Source organism: Micrococcus sp. HOU01 (genome assembly GCF_035609305.1).
GTDB classification, from domain to species: Bacteria; Actinomycetota; Actinomycetes; order Actinomycetales; family Micrococcaceae; genus Micrococcus; species Micrococcus luteus.
This window is the reverse complement of the sequence record NZ_CP141211.1, coordinates 859,084-875,718: the sequence shown is the minus strand read 5'-3', so window position 1 is coordinate 875,718 and position 16,635 is coordinate 859,084. Positions and strand designations below refer to the sequence as shown.

15 protein-coding genes are annotated in these 16,635 nt (G+C 73.4%); 2 read left to right on the top strand and 13 right to left on the bottom strand.

Translation table 11 applies throughout. The features are described 5' to 3' along the window. Positions 1–24: 24 nt before the first annotated feature. Positions 25–1,368, bottom strand: coding sequence for a polysaccharide biosynthesis tyrosine autokinase (locus SOY78_RS04145; RefSeq protein WP_324701834.1), 1,344 nt, complete (start codon positions 1,366–1,368; stop codon positions 25–27). Between the two features lie 296 nt (positions 1,369–1,664). Between SOY78_RS04145 and SOY78_RS04140 the strand changes: the two genes are divergently transcribed. Continuing rightward, complete coding sequence (locus SOY78_RS04140) at positions 1,665–2,246, top strand: hypothetical protein (RefSeq protein ID WP_144825600.1); 582 nt, start codon at positions 1,665–1,667, stop codon at positions 2,244–2,246. A 48-nt stretch (positions 2,247–2,294) separates the two neighbouring features. Here the strand turns inward: SOY78_RS04140 and galE (SOY78_RS04135) are convergent, their stop codons facing one another. From galE (SOY78_RS04135) to galE (SOY78_RS04080), 12 genes are all read right to left on the bottom strand, one after another. Further along, the gene (gene galE, locus SOY78_RS04135) at positions 2,295–3,344 is read right to left on the bottom strand and encodes a UDP-glucose 4-epimerase GalE (RefSeq protein WP_041103299.1); all 1,050 of its coding nucleotides are present in this window, start codon (positions 3,342–3,344) and stop codon (positions 2,295–2,297) included. Between the two features lie 51 nt (positions 3,345–3,395). Continuing rightward, a complete protein-coding gene (gene tsaD / locus SOY78_RS04130) occupies positions 3,396–4,487 on the bottom strand; it encodes a tRNA (adenosine(37)-N6)-threonylcarbamoyltransferase complex transferase subunit TsaD (protein WP_324701833.1) in 1,092 nt (363 codons plus the stop codon). A 26-nt stretch (positions 4,488–4,513) separates the two neighbouring features. Then, on the bottom strand, positions 4,514–5,101 hold the full coding sequence (locus SOY78_RS04125; RefSeq protein ID WP_324701832.1) for a GNAT family N-acetyltransferase: 588 nt from the start codon (positions 5,099–5,101) through the stop codon (positions 4,514–4,516). Continuing rightward, positions 5,098–5,769, bottom strand: coding sequence for a tRNA (adenosine(37)-N6)-threonylcarbamoyltransferase complex dimerization subunit type 1 TsaB (gene tsaB / locus SOY78_RS04120; RefSeq protein WP_285139739.1), 672 nt, complete (start codon positions 5,767–5,769; stop codon positions 5,098–5,100). The genes SOY78_RS04125 and tsaB overlap by 4 nt, the downstream gene beginning before the upstream one ends. Positions 5,770–5,779: 10 nt before the next feature. Continuing rightward, positions 5,780–6,403 (bottom strand): tRNA (adenosine(37)-N6)-threonylcarbamoyltransferase complex ATPase subunit type 1 TsaE, encoded by a 624-nt coding sequence (gene tsaE / locus SOY78_RS04115; RefSeq protein WP_285139740.1) that lies wholly within the window; start codon positions 6,401–6,403, stop codon positions 5,780–5,782. Continuing rightward, entirely contained in the window at positions 6,400–7,605 is a 1,206-nt protein-coding gene (alr, locus tag SOY78_RS04110; protein ID WP_324701831.1) for an alanine racemase, read from the bottom strand. The genes tsaE and alr overlap by 4 nt, the downstream gene beginning before the upstream one ends. Then, entirely contained in the window at positions 7,602–9,179 is a 1,578-nt protein-coding gene (locus tag SOY78_RS04105) for an NAD(P)H-hydrate dehydratase (protein WP_324701830.1), read from the bottom strand. Before SOY78_RS04105 ends, alr begins: the two co-directional genes overlap by 4 nt. Next, positions 9,176–9,556 carry a holo-ACP synthase gene (locus tag SOY78_RS04100; RefSeq protein ID WP_010080417.1) on the bottom strand — a complete coding sequence of 127 codons (381 nt, stop codon included), beginning with the start codon at positions 9,554–9,556 and terminating at the stop codon, positions 9,176–9,178. Before SOY78_RS04100 ends, SOY78_RS04105 begins: the two co-directional genes overlap by 4 nt. Further along, complete coding sequence (locus tag SOY78_RS04095) at positions 9,553–10,287, bottom strand: hypothetical protein (RefSeq protein ID WP_324701829.1); 735 nt, start codon at positions 10,285–10,287, stop codon at positions 9,553–9,555. Before SOY78_RS04095 ends, SOY78_RS04100 begins: the two co-directional genes overlap by 4 nt. Beyond that, entirely contained in the window at positions 10,284–12,413 is a 2,130-nt protein-coding gene (glgX, locus tag SOY78_RS04090; RefSeq protein ID WP_324701828.1) for a glycogen debranching protein GlgX, read from the bottom strand. The genes SOY78_RS04095 and glgX overlap by 4 nt, the downstream gene beginning before the upstream one ends. Positions 12,414–12,571: 158 nt before the next feature. Next, complete coding sequence (gene glmS / locus SOY78_RS04085; protein ID WP_324701827.1) at positions 12,572–14,443, bottom strand: glutamine--fructose-6-phosphate transaminase (isomerizing); 1,872 nt, start codon at positions 14,441–14,443, stop codon at positions 12,572–12,574. Between the two features lie 50 nt (positions 14,444–14,493). Next, positions 14,494–15,549 carry a UDP-glucose 4-epimerase GalE gene (galE, locus tag SOY78_RS04080; RefSeq protein WP_036383007.1) on the bottom strand — a complete coding sequence of 352 codons (1,056 nt, stop codon included), beginning with the start codon at positions 15,547–15,549 and terminating at the stop codon, positions 14,494–14,496. A 74-nt stretch (positions 15,550–15,623) separates the two neighbouring features. Here galE (SOY78_RS04080) and coaA point away from each other — a divergent pair, with 74 nt between their 5' ends. Continuing rightward, positions 15,624–16,634 (top strand): type I pantothenate kinase, encoded by a 1,011-nt coding sequence (gene coaA / locus SOY78_RS04075; RefSeq protein ID WP_036383009.1) that lies wholly within the window; start codon positions 15,624–15,626, stop codon positions 16,632–16,634. Position 16,635 lies beyond the last annotated feature (1 nt).

Genomic DNA, 16,635 nt, shown 5'->3' with positions numbered 1-16,635 from the left:
CCCGCGTGGGAGGAGGCCTGCGCCTCAGCGATAGTACTGGGAGTATCCGTCGATCTGCGACACCGGAACGTCGTTGAGCACGACGCCGTAGACGGACGCGTCGGCCGCCTCGAGGATCGACAGCGCCTCAGTGAGCTGGTTTTGGCGCGCGACCCCCGCGCGTGCCACCACGACAGCGCCGCCGGCCTGGTGGCTGAGGACTGCCGCGTCGGTCACGGGCAACAGCGGTGGGGCATCGAGGATGACGTACTCGAAGTGCGCCTCGACGAGGGCGAGCAGTTCCGCCAGGGCCTCGGACCCCAGCAGCTCGGACGGATTCGGAGGAACCGTTCCGGCGGGGAGGACCGACAGGTTGTCCACGGACAGCAGCACGTCGTTGAGATCGGCTCGGCCGGTCAGCACATCGGACAGGCCCAGCTCGTCATCCAGGCCCAGCCTGGCCCCCACCTGCGGACGGCGCAGATCCGCATCAACCAGCAGGACCCGGGCGCCGGCCTCGGCCAGGACCTTGGCCAGGTTCGTCGAGGTCTCGGTCTTGCCCTCACCCTGCACCGATGAGGTGACGACGATGGAGGAACGTCGTTCACCGCCGAGAGCGACGAAGCCCACGGCGGTGCGCAGCTTCCGATACGACTCGTCGCTGGCCCACGCCGTGACGCGGGTGGGAGCGGCTTCGTCCTTGGGCCGGTCCGAACCCTTGTGGTGGACCACGGAGGCCAGGACCGGCGCGTCGGTGACCTCCTCGAGGTCATCCCTTGTACGGATACGGGAGTCCAGCACGCGCCGCACCAGCGCCTGGCCCAGGCCGATGACGACGCCGGCGATCAATCCCAGGGCGATGTTCAGCACGGGGCGCGGTGACACCGGACGGGACGACGCTGCCGCCGGCTCCACCACCGTGACGGTGACGATCTCGTCCCCGTCAGGACCGGTGGGCACGACGTCGCTGGTGACGTTCTTGAGGCTAGCCGTGATCGCGTTGGCGATCTCGGCGGCACGTCCGGCGTTCGTGTCCGTGACCGTGACATCCACGATGGAGGTGCCGGCGGGAGCCGACACCGACACGCGACTCCGCAAGGCCTGTGGTGTCACGTTCAGACCCAGTTCATCGATGACGGGGTCGAGGACGAGGGCGCTGTCGGCGAGGGCGACGAAGGAGGAGACCTGCCGCTCGGCGTAAAGGGCGCCAGAGGACAACTCGCCGGGTGTAGCCGCCGTGTCCACCGCGATGAGCGCCGACGATGTGGAGCTGTACTTCGGCGTCTGCAAGAACGTGAACACGAGAGCCGCGCCCACGCATACCGACAGCACGGTCAGAATGCTGCGCCAGTACTTGCGCAAGGTCTGTAGGTATTGCTGAAGATCCATCACATTCCCTCGATCGAGACTCCAATGAGGTTCACCACGACATGGACCCACCTATGACAGCGTGACATTCGCGGTGCCTGCCGCCCAGCGAGAACCTCACCGGTCAGCCGCGAGGCCTCCATCCCGTATGCGAGCTCGGCTCACCTTATCCCAGTTCCGGGGCGGCGAAAGTGATCCGTGGGGCGCCGTGCGGCGCGATCATCCGATGAGGCGGAGACCACGCGGGTATCTTGTGTCCCGGGCCCTCCGGTGAGGAGCGTGCCCCGGCGCGTCCACGACGATGAGGAGCCAATCCAATGACACGATTCCAGTGGCAACCCGGCGGTGAAAACCGTCATGCGCTCGGGCACGAAGGCCCCTTCAAGGTCCTTTTCGTCTGCACGGCCAACATCTGTCGTTCCGCCTACGCCGACGTGACCAGCCGCGCGCGCGGCATCCGGGGCGTCGAGTTCGGATCGGCAGGAACACGCGCGCTCGTCGAACATCCCATCGATCCGCCCATGGCCGCAGAGGTCCACGCCGCCGGAGACCCGTCCCAACACGTCGCACGCCAGCTCACCCGCGGCCTCCTGGAGGAGGCGGATCTCGTGCTGACCATGGGCCCAGACCACCGGCGATGGATCCTCGACGCCTGGCCCCAGCACGGGCGCAAGGTGCTGCTGCTGGGCCAGGCAGCGCGCATCATGTCAGACCTGCCAGCAGACCTGGAGTTGGACCGCCTTGTCCCACTCCTCTGGGCGCGTCGCTCCACCGATCCGAGCGACGAGGTGCAGGATCCCTACAAGCGAGGTCCCGAGGCCATGGCCACCGCTGCACGGCAGATCGATGCGGCCATGGACGTCATCGCACCCGCGATAGAGCGCATCGCCCAGCGCTGACGCGTCCCTCAGCGAATGGCCGCGCGGCTCCGTGGGGCAGCTTCCCCGTCAGGGCGCGTCCCCCGCATAGCCCGAGGGATTGGCCTGCTGCCACGCCCAGAGATCCCGCACCATGGCATCGGTATCACGGCTCGCCCGCCACCCCACGGTCGCGGCGATGGCGTCCACCGACGCGCATGACGCAGCGATATCACCGGGTCGGCGCCCGACGACCTGGAACGGCACCGGGCGACCGGTGACGCGTTCGAAAGCCTGGATCATCTCGAAGACCGTGACCCCTTCCCCACGGCCGATGTTCCAGACCCGCACCCCGACCTCCTCCCCGGGCTGGGCGACCATCCATTCGAGGGTGGCCACATGGGCCTCCGCCAGGTCCATCACGTGGATGAAGTCCCGCACGGCACTGCCATCACGCGTGGCGAAGTCAGCGCCGAAGACGTTCAGCTGTTCGTACCACCCACCGGCGACTCGCGCCACGAACGGCATCAGGTTGGCGGGAACGCCCTGCGGGTCCTCCCCGAGACGACCCGAGGGGTGCGCGCCGACGGGGTTGAAGTAGCGAAGCACGGCCACACCCATGTGACGCCCCGCCTCGTGCATGTGCCGGAGCACCTGCTCCGCCATGAGCTTGGAGTGCCCGTAGGGGGTGACCGGCGCAACAGCGGCGTCCTCCCCCACGGGGACCGGTGCTTCGTCCCCGTACACCGTGGCGGAGGACGAGAAGAGGAAGGCGCGGGCACCGGCGGCGCCCGCGACCTCGGCGACGGCGGCGGTACCGGCGACGTTCACGGTGTAATAAGACGCCGGGTCGGCGAGCGACTCCGTGGGCGACTTCAGTCCGGCGAAGTGGACGACGGCATCGGGGCCGAATGCCACCACGGCCTCCCGATAGGACGTGGGCTCACGCACGTCCGCACGGTGGAACCTCAAGCGCGATCCTCCGAACGTCGCACCAGCTAGCTCCGCGATTCGCTCCAGGGGTACGGTGGTGCTGGAGACCAGGCTGTCGAGCACCAGGACGTCGTGACCGGCGTCGAGCAGGACACTGACGGTGTGAGAACCGAGGAATCCGGCGCCGCCGGTGACAAGTACGCGCATGCGGCCGATTCTATCGGGCAGCCCGAGTGCCCTCGTCGTGCCGCCCCCGCGTCAGACGCTGACGACCTCGACCGGCTGCCCCGGGTCCGCGCCGAACCACGCGTCGGAGGGGGCGACGCCGTCGCGCACCAGGCGTGCGCCGAGCGCGGCGACCATCGCCCCGTTGTCGGTGCACAGGTTCACGGGCGGGACGGTCAGCTCGATGCCGGCGGAGCGGCACCGGTCGGCGAGCAGGGCGCGCAGGCGCGAGTTCGCCGCGACGCCGCCGCCGAGCATCAGGTGGGTGAGCCCGTGCTCGCGGCAGGCGCGGACGGCCTTGGCGGTGATCACGTCCGCGACGGCCTCCTGGAAGGAGGCGGCGATGTCCGCGCGCGGCACCTCGAGGCCGCGGGCCTCGAACTGCTCCACGGCGCGGGAGACGGCGGTCTTCAGCCCGGAGAAGGACCAGTCGTGTCGGTGAGGGCCGGGCTCCTCGGCGCTGCCGACGAACTTGCCCGCGGTGAGCCCGCGAGGGAAGCGGAAGGCCGTCGGGTCGCCCTGGGCGGCGAGCCGGTCGATCACGGGGCCCCCGGGGTAGCCCGCCCCGATGAGCCGGGCGACCTTGTCGTACGCCTCGCCGGCCGCGTCGTCGATGGTCGAGCCCAGCAGCTCGACCTCGGAGCTGATCCGGCCCACGCGCAGGATCTCGGTGTGCCCGCCGGAGACGAGCAGCGCGCCCAGGTCCGCGGGCAGGTTGTCCCACTGCGCGGGCCGCACGCCGTCCAGCATGCCGACGCCCACGTGCGCCACGAGGTGGTTGATGCCGTAGAGGGGCGTGCCGAGGGCCGTGGCCAGCGCCTTCGCCCCCGCGACCCCCACCATGAGCGCGCCCGCCAGACCCGGGCCGGAGGTGACGGCGATCGCGTCGAGGTCCGCGAGGGTGACGTCGGCGGTGTCCAGGGCGCGGCGGATCGTGGGCACGAGGGCCTCGAGGTGGGCGCGGGCGGCGATCTCCGGGATCACGCCGCCGAAGCGCACGTGCTCCTCGACGGAGGAAGCGACCTCGTGGGCCAGCAGGGCGGTGCCGCGGACGACGCCGACGCCGGTCTCGTCGCAGGAGGACTCGATGCCGAGCACGAGGGGGGCTGCGGTGGCGGTGGGCATGGGCTCCAGTCTAGTGAGCGGCCCGGTCACAGGGCCTTGCGCATGATCACGGCGTCCTCGCCGCCCGGGTAGTAGCGGCGGCGCACATGCAGCTCCTGGAATCCGTGGCGCGCGTAGAGCCGCCGGGCGGCGGCGTTGGAGGCCCGGACCTCGAGCATGAGGGCGCTCGCACCGCGCGCCGCGGCCTCCGCGGCCATCCAGCGCAGCTGGGCCGCCCCGATCCCCCGCCTCTGCGCCCCCGCGACGGTGCCCACGGTCTGCACGTCGGCGACGTCGCCGACCACCATGATCCCGCCGTAGCCGACGATCTCGCCGGGGGCGGGGCCGTCGTCGTCCGCGGAGCCGGGCGCGGCCACGTCGCGGACGACCACGCGGTAGTCCCGGGTGGGTGGGCGGCCGTGCGCGTCCCGCCCGCCGGCGGGGCCGGTCTGGGCGAGCTCCTCCTCGTAGAAGTGCGCGGGCCAGGCGTCGAGCGGGAAGAGCGTGGCCTCGTGGGCGAGCACCTCGGGGACGTCCCACACGGTCATGGGGCGCAGCAGGTACCCGGGCGGCAGCCCGTGCTCATCCTCGGCGGGGCGCCCGTCGTCGGTCGGGGCCGGCTCGGCCGGGCTCACGCGCCCGCCCGCTTGCGGGGGCCGGGGACCTTGGCGTCGGACTCGCGCAGGTAGAGCGGCTCGGCGGGCACGAGGCCGCGGCCGCGCCGCAGGGCGAGCTCGGCCACCTGCCCCACCCCGACGGCGGACGGCGTGGCCGTCTCCCAGTCCGGCACCGCGCGCAGCGCCTCGGGGTAGAGCCCGGCCCCCGCGCCGTAGACGGGCAGTGGGGTGACCTCGTCCGCCGGCGAGACGAAAGGGCCGTGCAGCAGGGTCGGCTGCCCGCCGACCTGCGCGTAGTGGGCCCAGTAGACCTCGCGGCGGCGGGCGTCCGTGGCGACCACGAACTCCTCGATCCCGTGGCGGAAGGCGTCGACGCCGGCCGTGTGGGCGAGCGCGTCGAGGCTGCGGACCCCGTGCACGGGCACGTCCCACGCCAGGCCGAGGGCGGCCGCCGTCGCCAGGCCCGCGCGCAGTCCCGTGAAGGGTCCGGGGCCGACGCCGACCGCGAGCGCGTCCAGCGCGGTGCCGGTGACGCCGGCCTGGCCGAGCACGGTCTGCACCGCGGGGGCGAGCACCTCGGCGTGGGCGTGGGTGTCGTCCGTGGCCCAGCGCGCGAGCTCCTCACCGTCCCGCAGGACGGCGACGGAGGCGGCGGCGGAGGAGTCGATCGCGAGGAGCAGGGCCATGGCCGCCAGTCTACGGAAGCACGACGCCGGCCCAGCGCGGGCCGCGGCCGGTCACGACGGCCGAGCGCAGCTCCTCGGCCTGGCCTCCGTCCTCGTCGGAGAAGTCGGTGACGATCCCGTCCTCCTCCCCCGCCGGGGCCGCGGGAGCGTCCTCACCCCCGCGGGCCCGGACGATCTCGATGTCCAGCCACGAGGCGTCCGGGTCCTCGGGGAACCCGGCGAGGGACTCGGCCATGCCCCGGCCCCACTCGACGACGGTCACGGAGCGGTCCACGCTCGCGTCCAGGTCGAGGTCCGTGAGCTCCCCCGCCGAGCGCAGCCGGTACGCGTCCACGTGCACGAGGTCCGGGGTGCCCGCCGGGGCGTCGGCCGGGGCGGGGTGGACGCGGGAGAGGACGAACGTCGGCGAGACCACGCCGGAGGCCACGCCGAATCCGCTGGCCAGCCCCTGGGTGAAGGTCGTCTTGCCCGCGCCGAGGTCGCCCGTGAGGATCAGCACGTCGCCGGCGCGGAGCACCCCGGCGAGGGCGCGGCCGAACGCCCGGGTGCCGTCGGCGCCCTCGAGCGGGACCGTCGCCGTCAGCACGGGCTCGGGCAGGGTCGGGCCGGGGGCGGGGAACTCGTGGTCGCTCATGGGCGGGCCTCCTGGGTCGGCGTGGGGTCCACGTGCTGCCGGTCCACGCGGCCTCCGATGCGGGTCACCAGCTCGTAGTTGATCGTCCCGGCGGCCGCGGCCCACTCCTCCACCGGAATGCCGGAGGCCGGTCCGAACAGCTCGACGGCGTCGCCGGGCGCGTCCGCGGCGTCCGGGCCGAGGTCCACCACGAACTGGTCCATCGCGATGCGGCCCACCACGGGGACGGTCCGGCCGCCGACGTGGACGCGCGTATCCTCGACGACGCGCGGGACGCCGTCGGCGTAGCCGAGGGGCACGAGCCCGAGGGTGGTGGGCTCCGCCGTGACGTGGCGGAACCCGTAGGACACGCCCTGCCCGGCGGGGACGGCCTTGACGTTGGCCAGGACGGTGACGAGGGACATGGCCGGGCGCAGTCCGAACTCGGCGGCGGTGACGTCCGCGAACGGGGAGAGCCCGTACAGGCCCAGGCCGACGCGCACCATGTCCAGGTGCGTGTCCGGCCGGGCGAGGGCGGCGGGCGTGTTGGCCAGGTGCCGCAGCAGCGGGTGGCCGAGCGCCTCGGCGGCCTCGGCGGCCATCCGTTCGAACCGCAGCAGCTGCGCCGTGGTCTCGGCGGCCCGGTCCGGCTCGTCCGCCACGCCGAGGTGGGAGAACACGCCCTCCACCCGCACGAGGCCCGCGGCCTCGAGCTCGGCGGCACGCGCGACGAACGCGGGCCACCGCTCGGGCGTGCAGCCGTGGCGGCCCAGGCCGGTGTCCGCCTTCAGGTGCAGGACGGCGCGGGCCTCGGGTCCGGCCCCGCCGCGGGCCCGCAGCCCGCGGACGGCGTCGGCGACGGCGTCGAGGTCCCAGCCCGAGACGCCGAGGGTCACCTCCGCCTCCACCGCGGCGGCGAAGTCCGTGGCCCCGGTGTGCAGCCACGCGAGCACGGGCAGGGGCACCCCCGCCGCGCGCAGGGCCAGGGCCTCGCGCACGTGGGCCACGCCGAGCCGGTCCGCGCCGGCGGCCGCGGCGGCGCGGGCGACGGCCACCGCGCCGTGGCCGTAGGCGTCGGCCTTGACGACGGCGGTCAGCAGCGGCCGGCTGCCGTCGGGGCGGCGGATCCGCTCCCGCAGCACGCCCACGTTGTGCCGGACGGCCGCCAGGTCGATGCGTGCGGCGCGCTCGGTGTCCGCCGGGTTGACGTCGGCGAGGCTCATCGGACGGACTCCGGCTCGGCGTCGTCCGGCCACCACAGGCGCGCGACGCGCGCGCCCAGCGCGGTCGGCAGCGTGGCCGTGGTGATCCGCCCGGCGCGGGCCTGCTCGGCCCCGGCCTGGGCGTGCAGCCAGGCGGCGGCGGCCGCGAGCCGGGCCGTGGGCGCCGGGCCGGGATCCTCCCCGGCCCGGCGCGCCCGCGAGCGCCGCGCCACGTCCGCGGCCAGGACGGCACCGATCGCCCCGGAGAGCACGTCGCCGGTGCCGCCCATCGCGAGGTCGGGCCCGCCGCCGGTCACGACCCACGCCTCGCCGTCCGGGGCGACCACGAGGGTGCGCGGGCCCTTGAGCAGGACGGTGGCCCCGTGCGCAGCGGTCCACGCCCGCAGCGCCGCGAGCGGGTCGGCGGCGTCGGCGCCGTCCGCGGGGACGCGCTCGCGCAGCCGGGACCACTCCCCGGCGTGCGGCGTCAGGACCACGGGCGTGCCGGCCGCGCGCAGCGACCGCAGCTCGGCGGCGGTGACCAGGTCCAGGGCCGAGGCGTCGGCGACCAGGGCCGCCTCCGGCCGTTCCTCAAGCGCGGCGAGGACGCCGGCCCAGCGCCGCCGCGCGTCGTGCTCGGTGTCCAGGCCGGGGCCGGCCACCCAGGCGTCCGCGCGCGACGGCTCGGGCCCCTCCGCCGAGACCAGCGCCTCGGGGTGGGCGGCGAGCACCAGGTCCCGGGTGGTCTGCGGGCCGGCGTGGTGCACCATGCCCGCGCCCGTGTGCAGCGCGCCCGCGCTCGCGAGCACGGCGGCCCCCGGGTAGCGCTCCGATCCGGCGACGACGGCCACCACGCCGCGCGTGTACTTGTGGGCCTCGGCCGCGGGGGCCGGGTGGGCGGCCCGTGCGGCGGCCTCGTCCATCACGCCCAGTCGCGCGGCCGGCGACGTCGGCAGGTGCGGTCCCAGCCCGATGTCCGCCACGTGCACGGTGCCCGCGCGCGCCGCCCCGTCCCCGAGGACGAGGCCGGACTTGAGGGCGCCGAACGTCACGGTCGCGTCCGCGCGGAGGGCCTCCCCCCGCACCTCGCCGGTGTCCGCGTCCACGCCGGAGGGCACGTCGCACGCCAGCACGAGCGCCTCCGCCGGCAGCGCGCGCGCCGCGGCGGGCAGCTCATACTCGCCGGTGAAGCCCGTGCCGAGCACGCCGTCCACCACGAGCGCGGCCTCGGGCGGCACCGCGTCGGCGCGGCGTCCCCCGGCCGCTCGCAGCGCAGCCCAGCCCTCGGCGTGCCAGCGCGGGGCGCCGTCGTCGTCCCGGCGGACGGGCACGGCGACCGCGGCCACGCCCCGGCGGCGCAGGAACGCGAGGGCGAACAGCGCGTCCCCGCCGTTGTTGCCGGGGCCGACGAGGGCGGCCACGGTCGTCCCGGCCACGGGGCCGCGCTCACGCAGCAGGGCGGCGGCGTGCTCGGCCAGGGCCCAGGCGGCGGCGTGCATCAGCTCCGGGCCGCGCCCGGCCGCGAGCAGGGGCTCCTCGGCCGTGCGCACGGCCGAGCCGGTCACGGCGATGCGGGTCAGGTCATCGGCGGTCATGCGGACTCCTCCTCGGCCGCGCGGCGTTCGGCGACCACGTAGGCGGTGGCGACGTCCCCGTCATGACTGAGGGAGAGGTGCCAGTGGGTGATGCCCAGGGCCTCGGCCTGGGCCTGGACGGTGCCGGTCAGGTGCACGGTGGGGCGGCCGTCGCCGTGGTCCGGGCGCGGGATCCAGCAGTGGTGCCACATCATCCCGGGCGGGGCGCCCATGGCCTTGGCGATCGCCTCCTTGGCGGCGAAGCGCGCGGCCAGCGAGCGCAACGGCAGGTCCCGCTCGTCCTCGGTGAACAGGCGTGCGCGCAGCGCCGGCGTGCGCTCGAGCTGCGCCCGGAACCGCGGGACGTCCACCACGTCCACCCCCACGCCGACGATCACGCCGCCCCCGCCCGCCGGGCGCCCACGACGACGACGGCGCCGGCCTCGTCCCCGACGGGCTGCCCGCGCAGTCGCTTGGCCAGATCGAGCGGCCACTGCAGCACGCCGGGCAGCTGCTGGTCACAGCCCGGCGTGAGCATCGCCTTCCCGTAGGCCAGCACGCCGTAGACGCCGTGCTGCAGGCGGCCGAGCCGGTCGAAGCCGGCGTCGAACGCGTACAGGGACACACGGCCCTCCTCGGGTGTGAGGCACCGCTCCGCCAGCAGCCGCGCACGCTCCACGTGCTGGTGGAAGGTGAGCACGCCCAGGTGGTGCAGGCCCAGCTCGCGCATGCGGTCGGCCGCGTGGACGACCTCGCCCTGGGTGGTCACCGGATCGGGCGCGAAGCACTCGACGGTGACGCCTTCCAGCCGCGGGTCGCGCTCCTCCGGGCCGCCGCACAGCTTCTCGTGCCCGTCCGGCCCCAGGTACGCGGAGACGAAGAGCCGGTCGGTGACACCGGACGCGGCGAGCTCGATCGCGGCGTCGTAGACGCGGGGCTGGCTGTAGAGGACGAGGAGGGCGTCCACGCGCGGTGCGTCGTCCGGGTGCGGGTCCGTCACGGCGTGCGTGGCCCATCCCGCGCCGAAGGCCAGTCCCAGCGCCGCCAGGGTCGCCACGGTGGCGCAGAGGGCCCGCGCCCACCGCGGCAGGCCACGGCGGACGCGCCCCCGGTCGACCCGCTCGTTCATGCGCCCTCGGGGACCTGCCGCAGCACGACGGTGGAGCGGGCCGGGAGCTCAAGCACGTCCCCGGCACGCACGCGGGGGTGCGAGCCGCTCGGGGCGACGTGGGACGAGGTGTCCACGACGACCTCCCACTCGGCCGGGAACGTGGGCCCGGGCAGGGTGTACGGCACGGGCTCCCACCACGCGTTCATGAGGACGTAGAAGTCCCGGTAGGGCTCCTCCCCTTCCTCGTCCCCGCGGGGGAGCGTGTGCCCGTTGAGGTAGAAGCCGATCGACCGGGCCTCGGCGCCCCAGTCGTCCTCCGTCTTGGCGGTCGCGTCCGGCTCGAGCCACACGATGTCCGGCAGGGGCGCCTCGATGTCGCGGGCCGCGGGGCGACCGTCGAAGTGGTGGCGACGGCGGAACACCGCGTGGTCACGGCGCAGCGCGATCAGGTCGCGGGTGAACGCCACGAGCGAGTCGTCCATGGCGGACCAGTCGATCCACGAGATCTCGTTGTCCTGGCAGTAGACGTTGTTGTTGCCGCCCTGGGTGCGGCCCAGCTCGTCGCCGTGGCTGATCATGGGCACGCCCTGGCTGATCAGCAGGGTGGCCAGGAAGTTGCGGCGCTGGCGGGCGCGGAGCGTCACGACCTCGGGGTCGTCGGTCTCCCCCTCCACGCCGCAGTTCCACGAGCGGTTGTGCGCCTCGCCGTCGTTATTGTCCTCGCCGTTGGCCTCGTTGTGCTTCTCGTTGTAGGAGACGAGGTCACGCAGCGTGAAGCCGTCGTGGGCCGTGACGAAGTTCACGGACGCGCCGGGGCTGCGCCCGTCCCCCTCGTAGAGGTCCGCCGAGCCGGTCAGGCGCGTGGCGAACTCGCCGAGCGTGCCGGGCTCGCCTCGCCAGAAGTCGCGCACCGTGTCCCGGTACATGCCGTTCCACTCGGACCAGAGGCCGGGGAAGTTGCCCACCTGGTAGCCGCCCCAGCCCACGTCCCACGGCTCGGCGATGAGCTTGACGGTGCGCAGCACCGGGTCCTGGCGGACCACGTCGAAGAACCCGGAGAACATGTCGGGGCCCTGCTCCCCCTCCACCCGGGTGAGGGTGGTGGCCAGGTCGAACCGGAAGCCGTCCACGTGCATCTCGGTGACCCAGTAGCGCAGGGAGTCCATGACCAGCTGGAGGGCCTTGGGGCTGGAGAGGTCCACCGAGTTCCCCGTGCCGGTGTAGTCCATGTAGTGCCGCTCGTCACCCTCGACGAGGTGGTAGTAGCCGGCGTTGTCCAGCCCGCGCAGGCTGAGCATGGGGCCCTTGTCGTTGCCCTCGGCCGTGTGGTTGTAGACCACGTCGAGGATCACCTCGAGACCGGCGGCATGCAGGTCCTTCACCATCTGCTTGAACTCGCGGACCTGGCCGCCCACCTCCGAGGAGGAGGCGTAGGCGGCGTGCGGGGCGAAGAAGCCGAGCGTGTTGTAGCCCCAGTAGTTGCTCAGCCCCTTCTCCTGCAAGGTGGCGTCGTTGACGAACTGGTGCACGGGCATCAGCTCGACGGCGGTCACCCCGAGCTCGGTCAGGTGGCGGACCACCTCCGGGTGGGCCATGCCCGCGTAGGTGCCGCGCAGCTCCTCCGGGACGGCGGGGTGCAGCTTGGTCATGCCCTTGACGTGGGTCTCGTAGATCACCGTGTCCGTGAGCTCGACGGCGGGTGGGGCGTCATCGCCCCAGTCGAAGTCCTCGGCGACGACGACGCCGAGCATGCTCGTGCCCAGGTTGTCCGAGGTGTCGATGCGGTCCGGCTCGTCGAAGTCGTACGAGTGGTGCTGCTGGCCCCACTCGTAGTCGCCGGTGAACGCCCGCGCGTACGGGTCCACGAGGATCTTGGCCGGGTTGTGCCACAGGCCGCGGGCGGGGTCCCAGGGGCCGTGCACGCGGTAGCCGTAGCGCTGCCCGTGCCCGATGCCCGCCACGTGGGCGTGCCACGTGGTGCCGTGCCGCTCCTCGAGAGGGATGCGCGTCTCCGTGCCGTCGTCGGCGACGAGGCACAGCTCGACCGCCTCCACCTCGCGGGAGACCGCGAGGGCGAAGTTGGTGCCGGTCTCGTCCACGGTGGCCCCGAGGGGGTACGGCTGGCCGATCTCCACTGTGTGCATGACTCTCCGGGGTCTCGTCGTGCGGCCCGCCGGGTGCGGCGGGCCTCCTCGGGGAGTCTACTGGCGCGGGAGGACGACCGTCCCGGACGCGTCGCGGGCCCGGCCGCTCTGTGGCGGCCGGGCCCGGCAGGAGAGGTCTCGGTGGCCTCAGCGGCGGATCACTCCACCGTGACGGACTTGGCGAGGTTGCGCGGCTGGTCCACGTCGTAGCCCTTCGCCGTGGCGAGCTCGAGGGCGAAGATCTGCAGCGGGACCGTGGTCAGCAGCGGCATGAGCATCGGCTGGGTCTCGGGGACCTCGAAGACAACCTCGGCCTGGCCGCGCACGGTCGCGTCGCCGCGCTCGGCGACGGCGAAGGTGCGGGCGCCGCGGGCGCGGACCTCCTGGATGTTCGAGACCACCTTGGCGTGCAGCGAGTGTCGGTCCATGGGCGAGGGCATGACCACGAAGACCGGCTGGCCGTCGTCGATCAGGGCGATCGGGCCGTGCTTGAGCTCGCCCGCGGCGAAGCCCTCGGCGTGGATGTACGCGAGCTCCTTGAGCTTGAGCGCGCCCTCCATGGCCACCGGGTAGCCGACGTTGCGGCCGAGGAACAGGACGGAGTGGGCGTCGGCCATGGAGCGGGCGAGCTCCTTGACCTGGTCCTTGGCGGCGAGGATCTCCTCGATCTTGCCGGGGATCGCCCCGAGGTCCGCCAGGATGTCCTTGATCTGGCCGCTGAACAGCTTCTTGTTCAGCTGGGCCAGGTACAGGCCCAGCAGGTAGGCGGCGGTGATCTGCGCCAGGAACGCCTTGGTGGAGGCGACGGCGATCTCGGGGCCGGCGTGCGTGTAGAGCACGGCGTCCGACTCGCGCGGGATCGTGGAGCCGTTGGTGTTGCAGATGGACACGGTGCGGGCGCCCTGCTCCTTGGCGTAGCGGACCGCCATGAGGGTGTCCATGGTCTCGCCGAACTGGGAGATGGACACCACGAGGGTGTGCGGGTCGATGATCGGGTCGCGGTAGCGGAACTCGTGGGAGAGTTCCACCTCCACGGGGATCCGGCACCAGTGCTCGATGGCGTACTTGGCCACCGTGCCCGCGTAGGCGGACGTGCCGCACGCCAGGACGATGATCTTGTCGACGGCCTTGAGCTCCTCGGGGTCGATCCGCAGCTCGTCCAGCATCAGGGCGCCGGCGGCGTCCGTGCGGCCCAGCAGGGTGTCCTGCACGGCCTGGGGCTGGTCGTGGATCTCCTTCTCCATGAAGGTCTCGAAGCCGCCCTTCTCCGCGGCCGAGGCGTCCCAGTCCACGGTGAAGCGCTTGCCGTCGGCGGGGCCGCCCCGGAAGTCCGAGATCTCGACGGCGTCGGCCGTGATCGTCACGACCTGGTCCTGCTCGAGCTCGATGGCCTCGCGGGTGAAGTCGATGAAGCCGGAGACGTCCGAGCCGAGGAAGTTCTCCCCCTCGCCCAGGCCGACGACGAGCGGCGAGTTGCGGCGCGAGGCCACCACGCGGTCCGGGTGGTCCACGTGCACGGCCAGCAGGGTGAAGGCACCCTCGAGGCGCTGGGAGGCCAGCTGCATGGCGCGGGTCAGGTCCTGGCCGGCCGCGTTCCGGTAGACGTCGGCGAGGAGGTGGGCGGCCACCTCGGTGTCCGTCTCGGAGAGGAACTCGACGCCCTTGGCGAGCAGCTCCTCGCGCAGCTCGGCGTAGTTCTCGATGATGCCGTTGTGGATCAGCGCCAAGCGGCCCTCGTCCGCCACATGCGGGTGGGCGTTGCGGTCGGTGGGGCCGCCGTGGGTGGCCCACCGGGTGTGGCCGATGCCGACGAGGCCGGTGGGGATGGGGTGCTCGGCGAGCTCCTCGGCGAGGTTGGCGAGCTTGCCCGCCTTCTTCCGGTGGTACAGCTGACCGCCGTCCACCACGGCCACACCGGCGGAGTCGTATCCGCGGTATTCGAGACGACGCAGGCCCTCCATCAGGACGTCGAGAGCGCCGTGCTCACGATCCGACTGGGGCTGGCCGATGTATCCGACGATTCCGCACATGCGCACGAGAATACCGGGCCGGACCCGACTTCGGCGCACGGCGGGCCGGGTCACTCCGTCCGGGACGAGAACCCCGCGGGGTTGGCCTCCTGCCAGGCCCAGAGGTCCCGCACCATCGCGGTCACATCGCGCCGGGCGTGCCAGCCCACCTCGGCGCCGATCGCGTCCACGGCCGCGCACGACTCGGCGATGTCCCCGGGCCGGCGCTCGACCACGCGGTACGGGATGCGGCCGCCCGTGACCGCCTCGAAGGCGCGCACCATCTCGAACACGGTGACGCCCTCGCCCCGGCCGATGTTCCAGACCCGGGTCGTCGTACCGCCCCCGGTCGCCACCCGGGCCGCGAGCCATTCGAGCCCGGCCACGTGCGCCTCCGCGAGGTCCATCACGTGGATGAAGTCGCGCACGGCGCTGCCGTCGCGCGTGTCGAAGTCCGCGCCGAACACCCGCAGCTCGGGGTACGCGCCGGAGGCCACCCGCGCCACGAAGGGCATGAGGTTCGCCGGCACCCCGCCCGGGTCCTCGCCCAGCCGCCCGGAGGGGTGCGCGCCGACCGGGTTGAAGTAGCGCAGCATCGCCAGCCCGCCGCCGTCGACCGTCGCGCAGACGTCGCGCAGCACCTGCTCCGCCATGAGCTTGGAGTGCCCGTAGGGCGAGACCGGGTCCGTGGCGGCGTCCTCGGCGACCGGCATCGGCGCGCGGTCGCCGTACACGGTCGCGGAGGAGGAGAACAGGACCGTGCGGGCGCCGGCCGCGAGCGCGGCCTCGGCGACGGCGGCCGTGCCGCCCACGTTCACGTCGTAGTAGGCGGCGGGGCGGGTCATCGACTCGGTGGGCGACTTCAGCCCGGCGAAGTGCACGAGTGCGGCCGGGCCGAAGTCCGCGAGCGCCCCGCGGTAGTCCTCGGGGCGGCGGATGTCGGCCACGTGCAGGCGCAGCCGCGACCCGCCCAGGCGCGTCCCGGCGAGCTCGGCGACCCGCTCGAGTGACGTCGTCGTCGCCGTGACCAGGCTGTCCAGGACGAGGACGTCGTGGCCCGCCTCGAGCAGCGTGAGCACGGTATGGGATCCCAGGTATCCGGCGCCGCCGGTCACAAGAACGCGCATGGGCCGATCCTATCCGGGCCCTGTGACGTCACGTGGGGGCCCGCTCCGGGCGGGCCGCGGCCATAATGGATCGGGTGACCTACACCCCCCCGACCTCCGAGCTGCCCCTCGTGGGCCCCGAGGAGCCCGCGGACGCCGTGCCCGACGGCCACCAGCGCTCGCCCTTCGTGGAGCTGGACCGCCAGACCTGGGCCCGTCTCGCCTCGGAGATGGCGCAGCCCTTCGACCAGGCGGACGTGGAACGTCTGCGCGGCCTCGGCGAGCATCTGTCCCTGCGCGAAGTCGCCGAGGTCTACCTTCCGCTCTCGCGCCTCCTGAGCATCAACGTGGAGGCCTCCGCGGCCCTGCGCAGCGCGACCAACGCGTTCCTCGGCGAGCGGACGGGGCGCACCCCGTACGTGATCGGGGTGGCCGGGTCGGTCGCCGTCGGCAAGTCGACGACGGCGCGCGTGCTCCAGGAGATGCTGCGCCGCTGGCCGACCACGCCGCGCGTCGAGCTGGTCACCACGGACGGCTTCCTGCACCCCAACGCGGTGCTGCACGAGCGCGGCATCCTGTCCCGCAAGGGCTTCCCCGAGTCCTACGACCGCCGCGCGCTGCTGCGCTTCATGGCGGACGTCAAGTCCGGGGCACAGGAGGTGCGCGCGCCCGTGTACTCGCACATCACCTACGACATCGTGCCGGGCGAGGAGCAGGTGGTGCACCGTCCCGACGTGCTGATCGTGGAGGGGCTCAACGTGCTGGCCCCGCCGCGCACGCGGGCCGACGGCACCGCCGGGCTCTCCGTCTCCGACTTCTTCGACTTCTCGGTGTACGTGGACGCTCGCGCGTCCTGGATCCGGTCCTGGTACATCGACCGGTTCATGGGTCTGCGCTCGGGGGCCTTCGCCGACCCGCGCAGCTACTTCCACCGATACTCCTCCCTGTCGGACGCCGAGGCTCAGGCGACGGCCGAGTCCATCTGGGATTCCATCAACGGCCCGAACCTCGAGCAGAACGTGCGCCCGACCCGCGGGCGCGCCCGGCTGGTGCTCACGAAGAACGCGCAGCACGAGGTGACCCGCGTGCTGCTGAGGAAGGTCTGAT

Bases quoted from the DNA above. Each gene is read 5' to 3' on its own strand.
- SOY78_RS04145 (WP_324701834.1), bottom strand. From the start codon at position 1,368: ATGGATCTTCAGCAATACCTACAGACCTTGCGCAAGTACTGGCGCAGC.
- SOY78_RS04140 (WP_144825600.1), top strand. From the start codon at position 1,665: ATGACACGATTCCAGTGGCAACCCGGCGGTGAAAACCGTCATGCGCTC.
- galE (WP_041103299.1), bottom strand. From the start codon at position 3,344: ATGCGCGTACTTGTCACCGGCGGCGCCGGATTCCTCGGTTCTCACACC.
- tsaD (WP_324701833.1), bottom strand. From the start codon at position 4,487: ATGCCCACCGCCACCGCAGCCCCCCTCGTGCTCGGCATCGAGTCCTCC.
- tsaB (WP_285139739.1), bottom strand. From the start codon at position 5,769: ATGGCCCTGCTCCTCGCGATCGACTCCTCCGCCGCCGCCTCCGTCGCC.
- tsaE (WP_285139740.1), bottom strand. From the start codon at position 6,403: ATGAGCGACCACGAGTTCCCCGCCCCCGGCCCGACCCTGCCCGAGCCC.
- alr (WP_324701831.1), bottom strand. From the start codon at position 7,605: ATGAGCCTCGCCGACGTCAACCCGGCGGACACCGAGCGCGCCGCACGC.
- SOY78_RS04105 (WP_324701830.1), bottom strand. From the start codon at position 9,179: ATGACCGCCGATGACCTGACCCGCATCGCCGTGACCGGCTCGGCCGTG.
- SOY78_RS04095 (WP_324701829.1), bottom strand. From the start codon at position 10,287: ATGAACGAGCGGGTCGACCGGGGGCGCGTCCGCCGTGGCCTGCCGCGG.
- glgX (WP_324701828.1), bottom strand. From the start codon at position 12,413: ATGCACACAGTGGAGATCGGCCAGCCGTACCCCCTCGGGGCCACCGTG.
- glmS (WP_324701827.1), bottom strand. From the start codon at position 14,443: ATGTGCGGAATCGTCGGATACATCGGCCAGCCCCAGTCGGATCGTGAG.
- galE (WP_036383007.1), bottom strand. From the start codon at position 15,549: ATGCGCGTTCTTGTGACCGGCGGCGCCGGATACCTGGGATCCCATACC.